Here is an 18,369-nt window from a genome sequence, read left to right as displayed (position 1 = left end):
CCGGAGTCTTCACGCGGGCACAGGGGGCCTGCCACACCATGAGCGTTGTCACCAACACGACCACGATCGGAGCCATCGAGCTCCCGAGCCGGCGCAACACCGAGCTGATGCTGCTCGGCTTCGCCGTGGTCATCCCGATCTTCGCCTACGCCAACGTGGGCCTCGCGATCGACGGCAAACTGCCCCCCGGCATGCTCGTCTACGGTCTCGCCCTCGCCGTGGTGGCCGGCATCGCCCACGTCGTCGTACGGCGCTTCGCAAAGTACGCCGACCCGCTGCTGCTGCCGCTCGGCATCCTGCTCAACGGGCTCGGCCTGGTGCTCATCTGGCGGCTGGACCAGTCCCAGCGGCTGCAGAACCTCGCCAAGCGCGCCTTCGGCGCGTTCTCGGAGTCGGCGCCCAACCAGATGCTGTACACGGCGCTGGGCATCGCCCTGTTCTCCGGCGTGCTGCTGGTCCTCAAGGACCACCGCACCCTCCAGCGGTTCACCTACATCTCGATGGCGGCGGCCCTGGTGCTCCTGCTGCTGCCGCTCGTACCGGGCCTCGGCGCGAACGTCTTCGGTGCCAGGATCTGGATCCGGGTCGCCGGCTTCTCCATCCAGCCCGGCGAGTTCGCGAAGATCGTCCTCGCGGTGTTCTTCGCCGGTTACCTCATGGTCAAGCGCGACGCCCTGGCCCTGGCCTCCCGCCGCTTCATGGGCCTCTACCTGCCGCGCGGCCGCGACCTGGGCCCGATCCTCGTGATCTGGGCGATGAGCCTGCTCATCCTGATCTTCGAGAACGACCTCGGCACCTCGCTGCTGTTCTTCGGCATGTTCGTGATCATGCTGTACGTGGCGACCGAGCGGACCAGCTGGATCGTGATCGGCCTGCTGATGTCGGTGGGCGGCGCCGTCGTGGTCGCCGGATTCTCCAGCCACGTCGGCGCCCGCGTCGACGCCTGGCTGGACCCGTTCGGATGCTGGCAGGCGAACGGCGCCAACGCCGGCGCCTGCGAGCAGATCGCCCAGTCGATCATGAGCTTCGGCTCGGGCGGCGTCCTCGGCGCCGGATGGGGCCAGGGCAACTCCGACCTCATCGGCTTCGCCGCCAACTCGGACTTCATCTTCTCCACGGTCGGCGAGGAGCTCGGCCTCGCCGGGGTCATGGCCTTCCTCCTGCTCTACGGCCTGATCATCGAGCGCGGCGTACGCACGGCCCTGGCCGCCCGCGACCCGTTCGGCAAGCTCTTCGCCATCGGCCTGTCCGGCGCCTTCGCGCTGCAGATCTTCGTCGTGGCCGGTGGCGTCATGGGCCTCATCCCCCTCACCGGCATGACCATGCCCTTCCTCGCCTCCGGCGGTTCCTCCGTCCTCGCGAACTGGGCCCTCATCGGCATCCTCATCCGGATCAGCGACACCGCACGCCGCCCCGCACCGGCCCCCGCACCGTCCCCCGACTCCGAGATGACCCAGGTGGTCCGCCCGTCATGAACAAGCCCCTGCGCCGCATCTCGATCTTCTGCGGGCTGCTCGTCCTCGCGCTGATGATCCGCACCAACTGGATCCAGTACGTCCAGGCCGAGGAGCTGTCCACCCGCAAGGAGAACCGCCGGGTCCAGATCGCCCAGTACGCCCAGGAGCGCGGCAACATCATCGTCGCCGGCAACCCGATCACCGGCTCGACGACCACCGACGGCAGCGACTACAAGTACAAGCGCACCTACGTCGACGGCCCGATGTGGGCGCCCGTCACGGGGTACGCCTCGCAGGCCTTCGGCTCCACCCAGCTGGAATCCCTCGAGGACGGCATCCTCACCGGCAACGACGACCGGCTCTTCTTCGACCGCACCATCGGCATGTTCACCGGTGAGAAGAAGCAGGGCGGGAACGTGGTCACCACGCTCAACGCCGCCGCGCAGAAGGCCGCCTACGACAGGCTGAAGACCACCAAGGGCGCCGTCGCCGCGATCAACCCCGAGACGGGCGCCATCCTCGCCCTGGTCTCCACCCCGTCCTACGACCCCTCCTCCTTCGCGGGCAACTCCAAGAACGACGAGAAGGCCTGGGTCGAGCTCAAGGACAGCGAGGACAAGAAGCTCGTCAACCGGGCCCTGCGCGAGACCTACCCGCCCGGCTCCACCTTCAAGGTGGTCACCGCCGCCGCGGCCCTGGAGCACGGCGTCGTCACCGACATCGACGCCGCCACGGACACCCCCGAGCCGTACATGCTGCCCGGCACGCGGACCCCGATGGTCAACCACTCCAAGGGGTGCGAGAAGGCCAGCCTCAACGAGGCCATGCGGATCTCCTGCAACTCGGTCTTCGCCAACCTCGGCGACAAGGTCAAGCGCGACAACATGGTCAAGACCGCGGAGAAGTTCGGCTTCAACAACGAGAAGATCGACACACCGGTCCGCGCCTTCGCCAGCGTCTACGACAAGACCATGAGCCGCGACGGCAACGCGCAGAGCTCCATCGGCCAGTTCAACACCGCCGCCACCCCGCTCCAGATGGCCATGGTCGCCGCCGCGGTCGCCAACGACGGCAAGCTGATGAAGCCGTACATGGTCGCGGAGCGCACGGCTCCCAACCTCGACACCATCGACCGGCACACTCCCGAGGAGATGAGCCGCCCGATGAGCGCCGAGAACGCCCAGAAGGTCCAGGCCATGATGGTCAACGTGGTCGAGAACGGCACGGGCGGCAAGGCGAAGATCAACGGCGTCACGGTCGGCGGGAAGACCGGCACCGCCCAGCACGGCGAGAAGAACTCCAAGCGCCCCTACGCCTGGTTCATCTCCTACGCCAAGACCGACAAGGGCTCGCCCGTGGCCGTGGCCGTGGTGATCGAGGACAGCGGCGCCGAGCGCGAGGACATCAGCGGCGGCGGCCTCGCCGCACCGGTCGCCAGGGCCGTGATGGAGGCGGTACTCAAGAGCCAGGGCTGACCGGTGATCGCGGACGGTACCGGTCCGGTATCGGCCCGTGGCCGCTGACCGATCTCCCACGATCGGCCGGTAGCCTTTGCGCGAACAGCACACCGCCGGACCACACACGGGTGCGGTCGGGACTGACGGAGAGGGCTGGAAGACATGGAAGAGCCGCGTCGCCTCGGCGGCCGGTACGAGCTGAGCCACGTGCTCGGCCGCGGTGGCATGGCCGAGGTGTACCTCGCCCACGACACCCGGCTCGGCCGTACCGTCGCCGTCAAGACCCTGCGCGCCGACCTCGCACGCGATCCGTCCTTCCAGGCCCGGTTCCGCCGCGAGGCACAGTCGGCCGCCTCGCTCAACCACCCGGCCATCGTCGCCGTGTACGACACCGGCGAGGACTACGTCGACAACATCTCCATCCCGTACATCGTGATGGAGTACGTGGACGGGTCGACGCTGCGCGAGCTGCTGCACTCCGGGCGCAAGCTGCTGCCCGAGCGCACGCTGGAGATGACGATCGGCATCCTCCAGGCGCTGGAGTACTCCCACCGCGCCGGCATCGTCCACCGCGACATCAAGCCCGCCAACGTCATGCTCACCCGGACCGGCCAGGTCAAGGTCATGGACTTCGGCATCGCCCGCGCCATGGGCGACTCCGGCATGACCATGACGCAGACCGCGGCCGTGATCGGCACCGCCCAGTACCTCTCCCCGGAGCAGGCCAAGGGCGAGCAGGTCGACGCCCGGTCCGACCTGTACTCCACCGGCTGCCTGCTCTACGAGCTGCTCACCGTCCGTCCCCCGTTCGTCGGCGACTCCCCCGTGGCGGTCGCCTACCAGCACGTACGGGAAGAGCCCCAGCCCCCGTCGAACTTCGACCCCGAGATCACGCCCGAGATGGACGCCATCGTCCTGAAGGCGCTGGTCAAGGACCCCGACTACCGGTACCAGAGCGCCGACGAGATGCGCGCCGACATCGAGGCCTGCCTCGACGGCCAGCCCGTCGCCGCCACGGCGGCCATGGGCGTCGGCGGCTACGGCTACCCCCACGAGCAGGGCCACGGCGGCTACGGCCACCAGGGCTACGACCAGCCCACCACCGCGCTGCGCACGGCCGAGCCCGGGCAGACCTCGATGATGCCCCCCATGCCGCCCGGCGGCGACGGCGGCTACTACCCGGACCAGGGCTACGACCAGGGCGGCCAGCGACGCCGCCCGCAGAAGAAGAGCCGTGCCTCCACGGTCCTCCTGGTGGCGGCCGGCGTCCTCGTGCTGGTCGGCGCCATCCTGATCGGGCAGTCGCTGTTCAAGGGGACCGCGGACAACCGGCCCAGCGCGCCGAAGCTCATCGGCGAGACCTTCGACCAGGCGGTGAAGAACGCCGACAACGTGGGCCTGAAGGTGGTCAAGGAGACCGAGGGCGCCTGCGAGGACCAGCCCAAGGGCCACGTCTGCACGCAGAACCCCGACCCCGGCACGCGCGTCGACGAGGGCAGCACCATCAAGGTGAAGGTCTCGACCGGCGCCCCGAAGATCTCCGTGCTGAACGTGGTCGACATGCCGTTCGACAACGCGGAGAAGAAGCTCCAGGACGCGGGCTTCCAGGTCCAGCGGCAGACGGAGGAGTCCGACGAGGCCCCCGGCACCGTCCTCGCGCAGAACCCCAAGGGCGGCTCCCAGGTCGAGAAGAACTCGGTGGTCACCCTCACGGTGGCCAAGGAGAAGTCCAAGGCGATCGTGCCGGATCTGCAGGGTCTGACCGAGAAGGACGCGAAGAAGAAGCTGGAGGCGGCCGGTCTCAAGCTCGGCAGCACCACGGAGGTCGAGTCCGCGGCCACGCCGAAGACGATCGTCAGCCAGAGCCAGCCGGCCGGCTCCGAGGTCGACCCGGACACCGTGGTCAACGTGGAGATCGCCAAGGCTGCCGCGCAGGTGACGGTGCCCCCGCTGGCCGGACGCACCGTCGCCGAGGCGAAGGCCCTGCTGGCCCAGCGCGGCCTGGTCTTCGGCCAGGTCATCAACGGCCCGACGGACGACAACGCCAGGATCATCGGCTCGTCTCCGGCCGCCAACCAGCCGGTCCCGCCGAACACCACGGTGAACGTGGCCACGTTCGGCGGCGGCGGCCAGCAGGACGGCGGTCAGCAGGACGGCGGCCAGAGCAACGGCGGCTCCGGCTGGTTCGACTTCGGCAACCGCTGAGCCGGTCCCGCACCGGACGGACCGGAGCCCGGTCTCCCCTGGGGAGGCCGGGCTCCGTCGTGTGCGGGCTCCGTCGCGTGCGGGGCGCTCAGCGCAGTTCGGCGGGACGGGTGCGGGCCGCGTCGACCTTCTCCGTGCGGACCAGCTCGCCCCAGACGACGTACCGGTACTTCGAGGTGTAGACGGGGGTGCAGGTGGTCAGGGTGATGTAGCGCCCCGGTGCCGTGCGGCCCGACTGGCGGGGCACCGGGGTGATCACGTCCACGTTGTACTTGGAGGTCTGCCGCAGCTCGGCGAAGACCTTGTACACGTACCAGGTGTCGCGGGTCTCGAAGACGATCGGGTCGCCCGTCCGCAGCTCGTGGATGTTGTGGAACTTCGCCCCGTGCCCGTCCCGGTGGGCGGCCAGGGAGAAGTTGCCCGCCGCGTCCCAGGGGAGGGCCGACTTCACCGGCTGGGTGTAGTAGCCCGCCACGCCGTCGTTGAGGACCTCCGGGGTGGTGCCCCGCTTCACCAGGACCTCGCCGTTCCGCATCGCCGGCACGTGCAGGAAGCCGATGCCGCCCGCCGTGTCCAGGGCGCCCGGCCCGGCCGCCGCCGACGGGGACGGGGCGGGGTCCGACAGCCACTGCTGCCGTACGGCGTCGCCCTTGGCGGCCGCGTCCCGTTCGGCCAGCACGTTGGTCCACCACAGCGAGTACGCGACGAACAGCGCCAGCACCAGACCGGCCGTGATCAGCAGCTCGCCGAGCAGGCTCAGAGCGCCGGCGATCCAGTTCCGTCGGGCACGTGACACGGCGGCCGTTCCTCCACTAGCTGGTGAGCGCGGGCGGAGCACCCTGGCTCCGGGGGCGTTCGTCGACCATCCTGCCCCATACGATCATCCGGTAGGTGCTGGTGAACTCGGGGGTGCAGGTCGTCAGCGTGATGTACCGGCCCGGACCGGTGAACCCCGAGCCCTCCGGCACCGGTTTGATCACCGACACGTTGGTGGGCGGCGTCTGCGGCAGGATCGAGGTCATCTCGTACGTGTAGTAGGCGTCCCGGGTCTCCACCACGATCGGGTCGCCCGGCTGGAGCCTGTTGATGTACCGGAACGGCTCGCCGTGCGTGTTCCGGTGCCCCGCCACCGCGAAGTTCCCCTGCTCGTCCCCCGGCATCGCCGTCTTCAGGGCCCCCTCGCCGTAGTGCCCGACCATGCCGCGGTCCAGCACCTTCGGCTTGCTGATCCCCTCCGCCACCGGCACCTTCACGTCCAGCTTCGGGATGTACATGATCGCGAAGCCCTGGCCGGGGGAGAACTCGGTCACCGGGGGAGCGGCCGCCGTACCGCCCGAGGCGGCGCCGCGGTCCCAGTCCTGGCGCAGCGAGCCGGCCGCTCCGCTGGCCTGCCGCTCGGCCAGCACGTTCGTGTACCAGAGCTGGTAGGTGACGAACAGCAGCATCACCACACCGGCGGTGATGAACAGCTCCCCGAGCGCCCTGGTCGCGACCACCAGCGGACCGCCCCGACGCCTCCGCCGCTCCCGCTTCGCAGCCTCCTGGGCGGCCCTGCGCCGCGCGGCCCGGCCCCCGGTGGGCGCGGGCGGCGCGTACGCGGTCACGCGACGGCCTTGCCCACCACCGGGGCCAGCCCCACCGAACGCTCCACGGCGCCCGCGTCACCGCACCGCACCAGCCAGTTCGCCAGCATCCGGTGGCCCCACTCGGTCAGCACCGACTCGGGGTGGAACTGCACGCCCTCGACGTCGTGTTCGCGGTGCCGCAGGCCCATGATGATGCCGTCCTCGGTCCAGGCGGTGACCTCCAGCTCGGGCGGCACCGTGCCCGGCTCGGCGGCCAGCGAGTGGTACCGGGTCGCCGTGAACGGCGAGGGGAGGCCGGCGAAGACGCCGTTGCCCTCGTGCATCACCGGGGAGGTCTTGCCGTGCAGCAGCTCGGGGGCCCGGCCGACCACGCCGCCGTAGGCGACCGCCATGGACTGCATGCCCAGGCACACGCCGAACACGGGGACGCCGGTGCCGGCGCAGTGGCGGACCATGTCCACGCAGACGCCGGCCTCCTCCGGGGTGCCCGGGCCCGGCGACAGCAGCACGCCGTCGAAGCCGTCCTGCGCGTGGGCGAGCTCGACCTGGTCGTTGCGCACCACCTCGCATTCGGCACCGAGCTGGTACAGGTACTGGACCAGGTTGAAGACAAAGCTGTCGTAGTTGTCCACAACCAGAATGCGCGCGCTCACCGGGTGGCTCCCGATCCCTCGTCGACGGTGACATCGTTGAACGGGAGCAGCGGTTCCGCCCACGGGAAGACGTACTGGAACAGTACGAACACCACCGCGAGCAGCAGCACCAGGCAGATCAGCGAACGCACCCACGCGTTGCCCGGCAGGTGCCGCCAGATCCAGCCGTACATGCCGCGCGCCGTCCCTTCGTGCTGCAGTTGCGTCCCGTGCTTCCCATACGTGTACCGCACCAGCCTAAGGGCTGGCGCGGCCCACGGGTCTGGTCTCGGTGAGTTCCGCCCAGACGACGAGCCGGTGGCTGTGGCCCCACTCGGGGTCGCAGGTGGTGAGGGTGAGGTAGCGGCCGGGTCCGGTGAAGGGGGAGCGCGCGGGGACCGGGGCGACCACGCCCACCTCGGTCGGCAGGGTGCGGAGCGGTTTGTTCCGCACCGTGTACACGTACCAGCGGGTGGCGTCCTTGACGAGCACGGTGTCGCCGGGGCGCAGCTCGGGGAAGTCCTTGAACGGGTCGCCGTAGGTGCGGCGGTGGCCGGCGACGGCGAAGTTGCCGGTGCCGCCGGGCTGGGCGGTGCCCTCGTAGTGGCCCAGGCCCTTCTTCAGCAGTTCGGTGCCGGTGCCCTCCAGGACCGGCTTGACCCAGTCCGGGCCGAAGCGGGGTACGTACATCTCGGCGAAGGCGGTGCCGCGGGGGTGGGCGGGGCCCGGTGCGGGTGGGTGCGCCGCCGGGGGGCCGGTCCGGGGGGCCGTCGACGCGGCCCAGCGTTCGCGGAGGCGGTCGCGCTCGTCCGCCATGGCGTGGTCGGCCTTGACCCCCGTCCACAGCAGGACGTACGCGACGAACAGCACGATCAGCGTGCCGGCCGTCAGGCAGATCTCGCTGAAGGTCCGCACCGCGAGGCGGACCACCTCGTCACGGCGTGCTCTCGGCGCTTTCGGAGCTGTCGGGGCTTTCGGTGTCCTCGGTGCTCGTAACGGGTTTCGCATAGTGGAGGTCCACTGTGCCCGAGTAGCCGGGAAGAGTCACCGCCCTGTGCTCGTCGACTTTCCAGCCCAGTCCGTAGGCGTTGACGTACAGCTGGTAGTTCTGGATCGCCGGGGAGGCCGCCAGGGCCTTGCGGAGGGCGCCCGGGTCGCCGACCGCGGTCACCTTGTAGGGCGGGGAGTAGACGCGGCCCTGGAGGATCAGGGTGTTGCCGACGCAGCGGACCGCGCTGGTGGAGATCAGGCGCTGGTCCATGACCTGGATGCCCGTGGCCCCGCCCTGCCAGAGGGCGTTCACCACGGCCTGGAGGTCCTGCTGGTGGATCACCAGGTCGTTGGGCTGGGGCTCGGGGACGTTGGGGATCCTCGCCGTGGCTCCGGGGGGAGCGTCGTTGAGGGTGACGGTGAGGCCTTTGCCGGTGAGCTCCTCGGTGCCCGCGGCGGTGCGCAGGGCGGCCAGCCGGGCGTCCTGGGCGCGGGTGCTGCCGTCGTCCCGGTCGGCGAGGGCGTCGACCTGCCGGCGGACGGTCGCGGTGCTCTCTTCGAGCTCCTTGTTGTCGCCGGATCGGACCTGGATGAGGTCGGACAGCTTCAGGAGTGAATCGTCCGTGCGGATGTTCGTACCCTTGGAGGTGTTGAAGCTGGTCACGAAGATGAGGCCGGCCAGGGCGAACACGGCTGCGGTCAGCAGCCGGACCGGTCTGGCCCGGCGTCGGGGACCCGCGGAGGAGTCGTCGGAATCGCTCAACGTACCCTTCTCCTTCAACACGCCGAAGACCCACTACGCTAACGGACGCCCGGGGGAGGCAAGGTCCCCAGCGCATCGACAGGAGAGACCCTCGTGCCGAAGTCACGTATCCGCAAGAAGGACGACTACACGCCGCCGCCGGCCAAGCAGGCGCAGGCCATCAAGCTGACGAACCGCAGCTGGGTCGCCCCGGTGATGCTGACGCTGTTCCTGATCGGACTTGCGTGGATTGTCGTATTTTATGTGACCGAAACCCAGCTGCCGGTGGAATCCCTCGGCAACTGGAACATCGTGGTCGGTTTCGGCTTCATCGCGGCGGGTTTCGGCGTCTCCACGCAGTGGAAGTAGCACCCGCCCGGCGCAAGCTCTCCCCTTAGTTATCCACAGCGCTATCCACACCTGAGGAAAAGATACGAAGGTCTGTGGATAAGTAATGGGGAAGCGCCGCGTTGACGCCGGTCTGATCACGGTGTGATCAGGTGGTGAGCTCGGCCGTACGCACCACGATCATGGCGGCGGCCGTGCAGCACACCAGTGCACAGGCCGCCCACTGGACGGCGGCACGCTTCCGGCCCGGAGCGGGCGAGACCATGCCCGCTCCGAGCACCGCACCGGCGACCAGGCCGCCGATGTGGGCCTGCCAGGAGATCCCGTCGGGGATGAAGGTCATGGCCAGCATCAGGGCGAGCATCACCCCGACCGGGCGCATGTCGTACTTCATCCGCCGCATCAGCACGGCGGTCGCCCCGAACAGGCCGAAGACGGCTCCCGAGGCACCGAGGGTGGCCATGTTCGGCGGGGTGAGGGAATACACCAGGGCGCTGCCGGCCAGGCCGGACAGCAGGTACACCGCGAGGTAGCGGACCCGGCCCAGGGCGGCCTCCAGCGGGCCGCCGACCACCCACAGGCCGAGCATGTTGCCGATGATGTGCCACCACTCCTGGTGGAGGAAGACCGAGGTCAGCAGCCGGTAGTACTGGCCGGTGGAGACGCCCTCGACCGGGCCGCCGACGTACTCGACGTAGCGCCCCAGCAGCTCCAGCGGGACGGTGAGCGCGGGAGCGGCGAGGACGGCGAGGAAGACCGAGACGTTGAGCCCGATGAGGATCCTGGTCACCAGGTACGGGTCGCCGGCGGTGAGCGCGCCGCCCGCGACGTTGCGCGGGACGGCGGCGGGCGCGCTGCGCACGCACGTGGGGCACTGGAAGCCCACCGAGGCGCTGATCATGCAGTCGGGGCAGATCGGGCGTTCGCACCGGGTGCAGCGGATCCCGGTGTCGCGCTCCGGGTGCCGGTAGCAGGTCTCCATCGGTCCCCTCGGTCGCCGGTGGGCGTCGTACACATCGAGTACGGACGGGCCGGGCGGAATGGTTCCCGCCGGGGGTCAGCGCTTCTCGATGGCGACGGACTCGATGACGACGTCCTTCAGGGGGCGTTCGGTGCGGGGGTTGGTGGGGGTCTTGGCGATGGCGTCGACGACCGCCCGGCTGGCCTTGTCGGTGACCTTGCCGAAGATGGTGTGCTTGCGGGTGAGCCAGGCGGTGGGCGCGACGGTGATGAAGAACTGGGAGCCGTTGGTGCCGGGGCCGGCGTTGGCCATGGCCAGCAGGTAGGGCTCGGTGAACGCCAGGTCGGGGTGGAACTCGTCGGCGAACTGGTAGCCGGGGCCGCCCATGCCGTTGCCGAGCGGGTCGCCTCCCTGGATCATGAAGCCGCTGATGACGCGGTGGAAGACGGTGCCGTCGTAGAGCCGGTCGCTGGTCTTCTGGCCGTCGCTGGGCCGGGTCCACTCGCGCTCGCCGGTGGCGAGCTCGGTGAAGTTCCGGACGGTCTTGGGTGCGTGGTTCGGCAGCAGCTCGATCTCGATGGCGCCGAGGTTGGTCCTGAGGGTGGCGTAGAGCTTCTCGGCCACGGATCTGCCTTCCATAGTCATCACTGTCGGTTCCAGATCCTCGCACGGTGTGCCGCTCGGTGAGGAAATCGTCGGAATCGGCCACCCGTATGCCCTGTCGCGTGTGCCGGGCAGGGTTTCGACGGGCATGATCCGACAATGGGTGGAAAGGTGAACTGTGTCCGCCACCGAGGAGGAGGATCCCGTGACCCGCAAGGACAGCGTGCGCGCAACGGCAGAGAGTGCGAGGGACACCGTGCGTCACGCGTCGGAAGTGGTGGCGCCGTACGCAGGGACCGCTAAGGACGCGGTGGTGCACTACGCACACGAGGCGAACGAGCGGCTGGCGCCCAGGATGTCCCACGCGGCCCAGGAGGCCGCACGACAGGCACGTTCCACGTACGACTGCCACGTGCACCCGCGGCTGCGACAGGCGCGCACGCACGTGCCGCCCAACGTGGACCGGGCGGCGACCCGGGCCGTGCAGGGGACCCGCCGGGCCGCCCGGCAGGCCGCGGACTACACCTCGCCGAAGATCGAGCACGCCCTCGCGGTGGCCCAGCCGGTGGCCGGGGAGGCGGCCGCCCGGTCGACGGCGGCACTTGCCGCGTTGCGCGGGCAGGTGTCGGCGAAGGAGGTCCAACGGCTGGTGCGGCGGCACGAGCGGCGGGCCCGGGCCGGACGGCTGTTCAAGGGCGTGGCGGTGGTCGGGGTGGTGGCCGGAGCCGCGTTCGTGCTCTGGAAGTGGTGGGACCGGCAGTCGAACCCGGACTGGCTGGTGGAACCGCCGGCGGCGACCGAGGTGCCGGCCCGCGAGACCGAACCCGCCAACCTCGACGACGAGTTGCGGGCGAAGGAAACGGAAGCGGCGGAGGAAGCCGACAAGTAGGCGTGTGACACGGCGTGGGGCCCGGATCCGGCGGATCCGGGCCCCACGCCGTGTTCGCCGTGTTCGCTTTGGGCCGGCGTGTTCGCCGTGGGCCGGCGCCGGCGTTCAGCCGTCGTTCGGGGGGTGTTTCGAGACGGCCTGGGTGGCGCGCTTGGCCGTTCCGGGAGGCGTGTGCCGCGACAGCGGAGGGGCTTCCTCCTGACTGTCCGGCAGGGCGGTGTGCCGGGGCGGGGCGGAGCGTTTGGCGGCTTCGGGCGGGGTGTGCGTGACGGGGGTGCCGGGCTTGGGCGGGGCGGCCCCGGGCGAGGCGGACGGCGCCCGCTGCGGGGTCTGCGCGCGGGTCTTCCCGGCGTCACCCTCCCCCGCCTTCTTCTTGTCGTGCCTGAGGAAGTCGAAGATTCCCATCGGTGCCTCCGGTGCGCTGATGGCCTTTCCTCCACTGTGCGTCCACCGGGCTCCGGGCGGCGGGGTGGCGGGGCCGTCCGGGGTACCTACTGGCGGGCGCGGCGGGCCAGGCGGGGGGTTTCGGAGGGGACCGCGAGGTCCCCTTCGGCCAGCAGTTTCAGCCCGTGCAGCAGGGCGGTCCGGTCGGCGCCGGCGAGGGAGGCGAGGGCGTCGCGGTGGACCCGGTCGACGATCTCCTGGCTGCGCGCCGCCGTCTCGGCCCCCTTCTCCGTGACGGCGATGATCCTGGCGCGGCGGTCGGTGCTGGAAGGGCGGCGTTCGGCGAGGCCCGCCTTCTCCAGGGCGTCGACGGTGACGACCATCGTCGTCTTGTCCATGTCCCCGATCTCGGCGAGCTGGATCTGGGTGCGCTCCTCCTCCAGGGCGTGGACGAGGACGCAGTGCATCCGGGCCGTGAGGCCGATCTCGGCGAGGGCGGCGGCCATGCGCGTGCGCAGGACGTGACTGGTGTGGTCCAGGAGGAAGGAGAGGTCGGGCTCGGTCCGGGCGGGTGCCATCGCGGTCATGGACCCAGCCTAACAATCATCCCCAACTAAATAGTCTGCAACGGAACTATCTGCTACGGTCGTTCTCGTCGCCCTCACCGGCGCCGCGGTGCGGCGCCCCTTCCGACGGGAGTCCCGATGCCTGCCGCCCCCGCCCCCTCCGCCGCGCCCTCGTCCGCCCCGGCCTACGCCTCCGGGGCCGGCCCCTCCGATGCCCTCGCACCCGGGGCCGGTTCCCGGCTGCGGTCCCGGTGGACGGCTCTCGGCGTGCTGTCCACGGGCATGCTGATGACCGTCCTGGACGGGAGCATCGTCACGGTGGCCATGCCCGCCATCCAGAACGACCTGGGCTTCTCGCCCAGCGGCCTGAGCTGGGTGGTGAACGCCTACCTGATCGCCTTCGGCAGCCTGCTGCTGCTCGCCGGACGTCTGGGCGATCTGATCGGCCGCAAGCGGCTGTTCCTGGCGGGCACCGCCGTGTTCACCGCCGCGTCGCTGCTGGCCGGGTTCGCCGGGTCGCCCGGCGTGCTGATCGCCGCCCGGTTCCTCCAGGGCGTGGGCTCTGCGATGGCCTCTGCGGTGAGCCTGGGCATCCTGATCACGCTGTTCACCACCCCGCGCGAACGGGGCAGGGCCATCGCGGTGTTCTCCTTCACCGGCGCGGCCGGGGCCTCCCTCGGGCAGGTCCTCGGCGGCGTGCTCACCGACGCGCTGGACTGGCACTGGATCTTCTTCATCAACCTGCCGATCGGCCTGGCCGCCCTGCTGCTCGCCCTGCCCGCGCTGCCGGCCGACCGGGGGCTGGGCCTGCGGGCCGGGGCCGACGTCCTGGGTGCCGTACTGGTCACGGGCGGCCTGATGCTCGGCATCTCCACGGTGGTGGAGGTGGAGCGGTACGGCTGGGGCTCCGCGCGGATCCTGGGGCCGGGGGCACTGGCCGTGGCACTGCTGGCCGGGTTCGTCCTGCGCCAGGCGAAGGCACGCACCCCGCTGGTGCCGCTGCGGATCTTCCGTTCGGCCGCCGTGACGGGCGCCAACCTGGTGCAGATGCTGATGGTGGCCGCGCTGTTCGCCTTCCAGATCCTGGTCGCGCTGTACCTGCAGAAGGTGCTCGGCTACGGGGCCGCCGAGACCGGCCTGGCCATGCTGCCGGCCGCCCTGGTGATCGGCGCCACCTCGCTGGGGGTCTCGGCGCGGCTGGCCGCCCGGTTCGGGGAGCGCGCGGTGCTGCTGTCCGGACTCGCCATGCTGGTGGCCGGGCTGGGGCTGCTGACCCGGCTGCCGGTACAGGCCGACTACGTTCGGGACCTGCTGCCGGTGATGCTGCTCGCGGCCGGCTTCGGGCTGGCGCTGCCGCCCCTGACCTCCCTGGCCATGTCCGGGGCCGGGGCGGAGGACGCGGGTCTGGCGTCCGGGCTGTTCAACACCACGCAGCAGATCGGTATGGCGCTGGGCGTGGCGGTGCTGTCCACGCTGGCCGCGTCCCGGTCGGAGGGGCTCCTCGCGGCCGGCCGGACCGGAGCGGAGGCGCTGACCGGCGGCTACCACCTGGCCTTCGGCGTGGGGGCGGGACTGCTGCTCCTCGCCATGGCGGTGGCCGCGGTGACGCTGCGGCGGAGCCCGGCCCGGCGGTAGGGCCGGCCGGGGCACCGGCGTCCGCGGGTGTGTTTCACGTGAAACACACCCGCGGACGCCGTGCTGTCCGGGTCAGGGGGAGGCCAGGGTGCGCGGGTGGCGCGGGGCCTCGGAGACACCGGGGCGGCGGACGGACTCCATCTCCTTGCGGAGGACGGGGACGACCTCGGTGCCGAGGACCTCGATCTGCTCCATGACCTCCTCCAGCGGCAGACCGGCGTGGTCCACGTGGAAGAGCAGGCGGTGGAAGTCGCCGTAGACCTCGCGGAAGCCGAGGGTCTTGTCGATGGCCTGCTGGGGACTGCCGACGGTCAGCGGGGTGTGCTCGGCCACGTCCTCCAGGGCGGGGCCACGGCCGTAGATCGGCGAGTTGGCGAAGTAGGGGCGGAAGCCCCGGAAGGCGTCCTGGGAGCGGGGCTTGATGAAGGTCTGGCCGCCCATGCCCACGGCGGCCTGCTCGGCGGTGCCGTGCCCGTGGTGGGCGTAGCGCTCGCGGTAGTGCTCGACCAGCGGCTTGTAGGCGCCGGTGGGGGCGAAGATGTTGTTGATGAAGAATCCGTCGCCGTAGAAGGCCGCCTGCTCGGCGGCTTCCGTGGAGCGGACCGATCCGTGCCAGACGAACGGCGGTACGCCGTCCAGCGGACGCGGAGTGGAGGTGAAGTGCGCGAGGGGCGTGCGGAACCGGCCCTCCCAGGTCACGCGCTCCTTCCTCCACAGGGTGTGCAGCAGCTCGTAGTTCTCGGCGGCGAGCGGGCCGGCCTGGCGCTGGTCCTGGCCGAACCAGGGGTAGACGGCGGGGGTGTTGCCGCGGCCCAGCATCAGGTCCACGCGGCCGTCCGCCAGGTGCTGGAGGGTGGCGTAGTCCTCGGCGATCTTCACCGGGTCGTTGGTGGTGATCAGCGTGGTGGCGGTGGAGAGGATGATCCGCTCGGTGCGGGCCGCGGCGTGGGCCAGCAGGGTGGTCGGCGACGAAGGGACGAACGGCAGGTTGTGGTGCTCGCCCGTGGCGATGACGTCGAGGCCCGCCTCTTCGGCCTTCACCGCCATGGCGGTGAACATCTTCACCCGCTCGTACTCGGTCCGCTCGCGGCCGGACACCGGGTCGGCGGTGACGTCCCCGATGGTGAAGAGGCCGAACTGTACTGCGCTCATGTGTTCTCCGCGCTCTGGTGGTCCGTCATGGGGGCTGCATCCGTCGGCTCGTCGTGGCCCTTCACCGGGCGCTGTCGGCGTGGAGCTGCGCCGCCAGCTGCGACAGCGCCAGCCGGTAGGAGTCGATACCCAACCCGGCGATGGTGCCGCTGGCCACCGGGGAGACCACCGAGCGGTGCCGGAACTCCTCGCGGGCGTGCGGGTTCGACAGGTGGACCTCGATGAGCGGGGCGGTGCGCTGGGCCACCGCGTCGCGTACCGCGTACGAGTAATGGGTGAAGGCCGCCGGGTTGAGGACCACGGGAAGACCGAGGTCGGCCGCCTCGTGCAACCAGTGCACCAGGTCGCTCTCGGCGTCGGACTGGCGGACCTCGACGTCCAGTCCCAGCTCCTTGCCGAGGGTGCGGCAGGCGTCGGCGAGCCCGGCGTACGTGGTGGTGCCGTAGATGCCGGGCTCGCGCGCGCCGAGGCGCCCCAGGTTGGGGCCGTTGATGACGAGCACCCGCGGGGGATGGAGGGTGCTCGCCGGTTCGGGGGAGGCGATCTTCGCGTAGGCGGCGGCCAGGGTGTCCGGGGCGGGGTCGGTCAGGACCTCCGGGCGGCCGGCGCCGGTCAGGACGATGAAGCGGAGCCGGCTGCCACGGGACTTCTTGTCGACCCGCATCGTGTCCAGCAGCTCGTTCCAGCGGTCGCCCCGGTAGGAGACGGGAAGGCCGACGGAGGTGAGGACGGCGCGGTGGCGCCGCACCTCCTCCTCCGTGAGCCGGCCTTCGAGGTGGGCGAGTTCGGCGGCGTACACCATGCCGACGGCGACGGCCTCGCCGTGCCGCCAGGTGTAGCGCTCGTTCTTCTCGATGGCGTGGGCGAGGGTGTGGCCGTAGTTGAGGATCTCGCGGAGTCCGGACTCCTTGAGGTCGGTGGAGACCACCTCCGCCTTGACGCGGATCGCGCGCTCGACGAGCTCCCGCAGCCGTGGCCCGCCGGGGGTGCGGGCGCCCTCCGGGTCGGCCTCGATGAGGTCGAGGATGACCGGGTCGGCGATGAAGCCGGCCTTGATGATCTCGGCGAGCCCGCTGGCGTGGTCCTCGGGGGGCAGGGTGTCCAGCGCGGCCAGGTCGCAGAGGACTCCGGCGGGCGGGTGGAAGGCGCCGACGAGGTTCTTGCCCTCGGCGGTGTTGATGCCGGTCTTGCCGCCGACGGCCGCGTCGACCATGGCGAGGACGGTGGTCGGGACGGCGATCCAGCGGACCCCGCGCAGCCAGGAGGCGGCGACGAAGCCGGCCAGGTCGGTGGTCGCGCCGCCGCCCACGCCGACGACGACGTCGGTACGGGTGAAGCCGGCGCGGCCCAGCGCCTGCCAGCACTCCGCAGCGGCTTCGGCGGTCTTGGCGGCCTCCGCCTCCGGGACCCGGATCGCCAGCGTCTCGTACCCCAGCTCCTCGGCCTGCGTGCGCAGCGCCTCGGCCCGGCCGGCCAGGGCCTGCGGGTGGATGACGGCCACGCGCCGGGCCGCGCCGCCCACCAGTCCCGCGAGCAACGCCGGGTCGGCCGCCAGGCCGCGCCCCACGAGGACCTCGTACGGTTCGGTGCCGGCGCTGCCGGCCACCTCGATCCGCGTCACCGACTGCCCGGTCATGTCTTCTCCAGCTCCAATGCCTCGGCGACCGCGGCCGCCACCGTCTCGGGCGTCCGGCCGTCCGTCGGGACGACGACCCGCGCGACCTCCAGGTAGAGGTGGCGCCGTGCTTCCTGTAGTTCCCGCCAGCGACGCTCGGGGTCCTCGGCGAGGAGCGGCCGGTCCGTGCCCCCGCCGACCCGCTTCATGGCTTCCGCTACGCCCACGTCGAGGAAGGCCACGGGCAACCCGGCCAGCAGGGCGCGGGTACCGGGGTGCAGCACCGCTCCGCCGCCCAGCGAGACGACGCCGGCCGGCCCTTCGACGGCCCGGGCCACCGCCCGGTGCTCCAGCTCGCGGAAGTGCGGTTCGCCGGCGCTCGTGATGATCTCGGGCACGCTGCGCCCGGAGACCCGCTCCACGTCCTGATCGGTGTCCCGGAAGGGGACGCCGAGCCGCTCGGCGAGCAGCGCCCCCACCGTGGACTTGCCGACGCCCATCGGTCCGACGAGGACGACGACCGGTCCGGGTGCGCCGGTCACCGGATGTGCAGGTGGTCGAGGTAGGACCGCACGTTGCGGCGGGTCTCGGCGACCGAGTCACCACCGAACTTCTCCACCACCGCGTCCGCCAGGACCAGCGCGACCATGGCCTCCGCGACGATGCCCGCAGCCGGGACCGCGCACACGTCGGAACGCTGGTGGTGCGCGGCCGCGGCCTCGCCGGTCGCCACGTCCACCGTCGCCAGCGCCCGCGGCACCGTCGCGATCGGCTTCATGGCGGCGCGTACGCGCAGCAGCTCGCCCGTGGTCAGACCACCCTCGGTGCCACCGGAACGCCCCGAAGTCCGCTTGATGCCCTCCGGAGTCGAGACGATCTCGTCGTGCGCCTGCGAGCCGGGGACGCGGGCCAGGTCGAAGCCGTCGCCGACCTCCACGCCCTTGATCGCCTGGATGCCCATCAGCGCAGCGGCCAGACGTGCGTCCAGCCGCCGGTCCCAGTGGACGTGGGAGCCCAGGCCGACCGGAACTCCGTACGCCAGTACCTCCACCACGCCGCCGAGGGTGTCGCCGTCCTTGTGGGCCTGGTCGATCTCCGCGACCATCGCCTTGCTCGCGTCCGCGTCCAGGCAGCGCACCGGGTCCGC

General features: G+C 71.1%; 19 protein-coding genes and 2 pseudogenes. 6 read left to right on the top strand and 15 right to left on the bottom strand.

Annotated features, from left to right (window positions below; all coding sequences use genetic code 11):
- Positions 1-38: 38 nt before the first annotated feature.
- From ACFY61_RS28905 to pknB, 3 genes are all read left to right on the top strand, one after another.
- Positions 39-1,475: an FtsW/RodA/SpoVE family cell cycle protein gene (locus tag ACFY61_RS28905; RefSeq protein ID WP_389476729.1), complete on the top strand. Its 1,437-nt coding sequence runs from the start codon at positions 39-41 to the stop codon at positions 1,473-1,475.
- Complete coding sequence (locus ACFY61_RS28900) at positions 1,472-2,932, top strand: peptidoglycan D,D-transpeptidase FtsI family protein (protein ID WP_389476727.1); 1,461 nt, start codon at positions 1,472-1,474, stop codon at positions 2,930-2,932. Before ACFY61_RS28905 ends, ACFY61_RS28900 begins: the two co-directional genes overlap by 4 nt.
- Positions 2,933-3,076: 144 nt before the next feature.
- Entirely contained in the window at positions 3,077-5,119 is a 2,043-nt protein-coding gene (gene pknB / locus ACFY61_RS28895; RefSeq protein WP_389476725.1) for a Stk1 family PASTA domain-containing Ser/Thr kinase, read from the top strand.
- A gap of 88 nt (positions 5,120-5,207) precedes the next feature.
- Here the strand turns inward: pknB and ACFY61_RS28890 are convergent, their stop codons facing one another.
- The 6 genes and pseudogenes from ACFY61_RS28890 to ACFY61_RS28865 all read right to left on the bottom strand — a co-directional run bounded on the left by ACFY61_RS28890 (position 5,208) and on the right by ACFY61_RS28865 (position 9,090).
- The gene (locus ACFY61_RS28890) at positions 5,208-5,915 is read right to left on the bottom strand and encodes a class E sortase (RefSeq protein WP_389476723.1); all 708 of its coding nucleotides are present in this window, start codon (positions 5,913-5,915) and stop codon (positions 5,208-5,210) included.
- Between the two features lie 16 nt (positions 5,916-5,931).
- Positions 5,932-6,618 (bottom strand): annotated as a pseudogene (locus ACFY61_RS28885) (class E sortase); the annotation flags it as partial.
- A gap of 101 nt (positions 6,619-6,719) precedes the next feature.
- Positions 6,720-7,358, bottom strand: coding sequence for an aminodeoxychorismate/anthranilate synthase component II (locus ACFY61_RS28880; RefSeq protein ID WP_389476721.1), 639 nt, complete (start codon positions 7,356-7,358; stop codon positions 6,720-6,722).
- A complete protein-coding gene (locus tag ACFY61_RS28875; RefSeq protein WP_389476719.1) occupies positions 7,355-7,531 on the bottom strand; it encodes a hypothetical protein in 177 nt (58 codons plus the stop codon). The genes ACFY61_RS28880 and ACFY61_RS28875 overlap by 4 nt, the downstream gene beginning before the upstream one ends.
- A gap of 64 nt (positions 7,532-7,595) precedes the next feature.
- Positions 7,596-8,252 (bottom strand): class E sortase, encoded by a 657-nt coding sequence (locus tag ACFY61_RS28870; RefSeq protein ID WP_389476717.1) that lies wholly within the window; start codon positions 8,250-8,252, stop codon positions 7,596-7,598.
- Positions 8,253-8,271: 19 nt separating this feature from the next.
- A complete protein-coding gene (locus ACFY61_RS28865) occupies positions 8,272-9,090 on the bottom strand; it encodes a DUF881 domain-containing protein (RefSeq protein WP_389476715.1) in 819 nt (272 codons plus the stop codon).
- A 93-nt stretch (positions 9,091-9,183) separates the two neighbouring features.
- Between ACFY61_RS28865 and crgA the strand changes: the two genes are divergently transcribed.
- The gene (gene crgA, locus ACFY61_RS28860; RefSeq protein ID WP_389476713.1) at positions 9,184-9,438 is read left to right on the top strand and encodes a cell division protein CrgA; all 255 of its coding nucleotides are present in this window, start codon (positions 9,184-9,186) and stop codon (positions 9,436-9,438) included.
- Between the two features lie 127 nt (positions 9,439-9,565).
- Here the strand turns inward: crgA and ACFY61_RS28855 are convergent, their stop codons facing one another.
- Both ACFY61_RS28855 and ACFY61_RS28850 read right to left on the bottom strand, forming a co-directional pair.
- Positions 9,566-10,399, bottom strand: coding sequence for a rhomboid family intramembrane serine protease (locus tag ACFY61_RS28855; RefSeq protein ID WP_389476711.1), 834 nt, complete (start codon positions 10,397-10,399; stop codon positions 9,566-9,568).
- Positions 10,400-10,474: 75 nt separating this feature from the next.
- Complete coding sequence (locus ACFY61_RS28850) at positions 10,475-11,002, bottom strand: peptidylprolyl isomerase (RefSeq protein WP_389477025.1); 528 nt, start codon at positions 11,000-11,002, stop codon at positions 10,475-10,477.
- A gap of 157 nt (positions 11,003-11,159) precedes the next feature.
- Here ACFY61_RS28850 and ACFY61_RS28845 point away from each other — a divergent pair, with 157 nt between their 5' ends.
- Entirely contained in the window at positions 11,160-11,870 is a 711-nt protein-coding gene (locus tag ACFY61_RS28845) for a DUF5324 family protein (protein WP_389476709.1), read from the top strand.
- Positions 11,871-11,975: 105 nt separating this feature from the next.
- On the opposite strand, the gene ACFY61_RS28840 is transcribed toward ACFY61_RS28845, so the two are convergent.
- Positions 11,976-12,275, bottom strand: a complete 300-nt coding sequence (locus tag ACFY61_RS28840) for a hypothetical protein (protein ID WP_389476707.1) — start codon at positions 12,273-12,275, stop codon at positions 11,976-11,978.
- Between the two features lie 86 nt (positions 12,276-12,361).
- Positions 12,362-12,841 carry a MarR family winged helix-turn-helix transcriptional regulator gene (locus ACFY61_RS28835; RefSeq protein ID WP_389476705.1) on the bottom strand — a complete coding sequence of 160 codons (480 nt, stop codon included), beginning with the start codon at positions 12,839-12,841 and terminating at the stop codon, positions 12,362-12,364.
- A 117-nt stretch (positions 12,842-12,958) separates the two neighbouring features.
- Here ACFY61_RS28835 and ACFY61_RS28830 point away from each other — a divergent pair, with 117 nt between their 5' ends.
- A complete protein-coding gene (locus ACFY61_RS28830) occupies positions 12,959-14,455 on the top strand; it encodes a DHA2 family efflux MFS transporter permease subunit (RefSeq protein WP_389476703.1) in 1,497 nt (498 codons plus the stop codon).
- A 72-nt stretch (positions 14,456-14,527) separates the two neighbouring features.
- Here the strand turns inward: ACFY61_RS28830 and ACFY61_RS28825 are convergent, their stop codons facing one another.
- The 5 genes and pseudogenes from ACFY61_RS28825 to aroC all read right to left on the bottom strand — a co-directional run.
- The gene (locus ACFY61_RS28825) at positions 14,528-15,607 is read right to left on the bottom strand and encodes a CE1758 family FMN-dependent luciferase-like monooxygenase (protein WP_389476701.1); all 1,080 of its coding nucleotides are present in this window, start codon (positions 15,605-15,607) and stop codon (positions 14,528-14,530) included.
- A gap of 61 nt (positions 15,608-15,668) precedes the next feature.
- A complete protein-coding gene (gene aroQ / locus ACFY61_RS28820; RefSeq protein ID WP_389477023.1) occupies positions 15,669-16,109 on the bottom strand; it encodes a type II 3-dehydroquinate dehydratase in 441 nt (146 codons plus the stop codon).
- A gap of 33 nt (positions 16,110-16,142) precedes the next feature.
- Positions 16,143-17,243, bottom strand: a pseudogene (aroB, locus tag ACFY61_RS28815) (3-dehydroquinate synthase); the annotation flags it as partial.
- Positions 17,240-17,722, bottom strand: coding sequence for a shikimate kinase (locus ACFY61_RS28810; protein WP_389477021.1), 483 nt, complete (start codon positions 17,720-17,722; stop codon positions 17,240-17,242). The gene ACFY61_RS28810 and the pseudogene aroB, both read right to left, overlap by 4 nt.
- Before the next feature lie 38 nt (positions 17,723-17,760).
- Positions 17,761-18,369: chorismate synthase (aroC, locus tag ACFY61_RS28805; RefSeq protein WP_389476699.1), on the bottom strand; the 609-nt coding region annotated here is incomplete at its 5' end.

This window comes from Streptomyces sp. NPDC012888 (genome assembly GCF_042900645.1).
In the GTDB taxonomy this organism is placed as follows: Bacteria; Actinomycetota; Actinomycetes; order Streptomycetales; family Streptomycetaceae; genus Streptomyces.
Note: the sequence above shows the minus strand (reverse complement) of the source record. Positions and strands in the feature narration are given on the sequence as shown.

Bases quoted from the DNA above. Each gene is read 5' to 3' on its own strand.
- ACFY61_RS28905 (WP_389476729.1), top strand. From the start codon at position 39: ATGAGCGTTGTCACCAACACGACCACGATCGGAGCCATCGAGCTCCCG.
- ACFY61_RS28900 (WP_389476727.1), top strand. From the start codon at position 1,472: ATGAACAAGCCCCTGCGCCGCATCTCGATCTTCTGCGGGCTGCTCGTC.
- pknB (WP_389476725.1), top strand. From the start codon at position 3,077: ATGGAAGAGCCGCGTCGCCTCGGCGGCCGGTACGAGCTGAGCCACGTG.
- ACFY61_RS28875 (WP_389476719.1), bottom strand. From the start codon at position 7,531: ATGTACGGCTGGATCTGGCGGCACCTGCCGGGCAACGCGTGGGTGCGT.
- ACFY61_RS28855 (WP_389476711.1), bottom strand. From the start codon at position 10,399: ATGGAGACCTGCTACCGGCACCCGGAGCGCGACACCGGGATCCGCTGC.
- ACFY61_RS28840 (WP_389476707.1), bottom strand. From the start codon at position 12,275: ATGGGAATCTTCGACTTCCTCAGGCACGACAAGAAGAAGGCGGGGGAG.
- ACFY61_RS28835 (WP_389476705.1), bottom strand. From the start codon at position 12,841: ATGACCGCGATGGCACCCGCCCGGACCGAGCCCGACCTCTCCTTCCTC.
- ACFY61_RS28830 (WP_389476703.1), top strand. From the start codon at position 12,959: ATGCCTGCCGCCCCCGCCCCCTCCGCCGCGCCCTCGTCCGCCCCGGCC.
- ACFY61_RS28825 (WP_389476701.1), bottom strand. From the start codon at position 15,607: ATGAGCGCAGTACAGTTCGGCCTCTTCACCATCGGGGACGTCACCGCC.
- ACFY61_RS28810 (WP_389477021.1), bottom strand. From the start codon at position 17,722: ATGGGCGTCGGCAAGTCCACGGTGGGGGCGCTGCTCGCCGAGCGGCTC.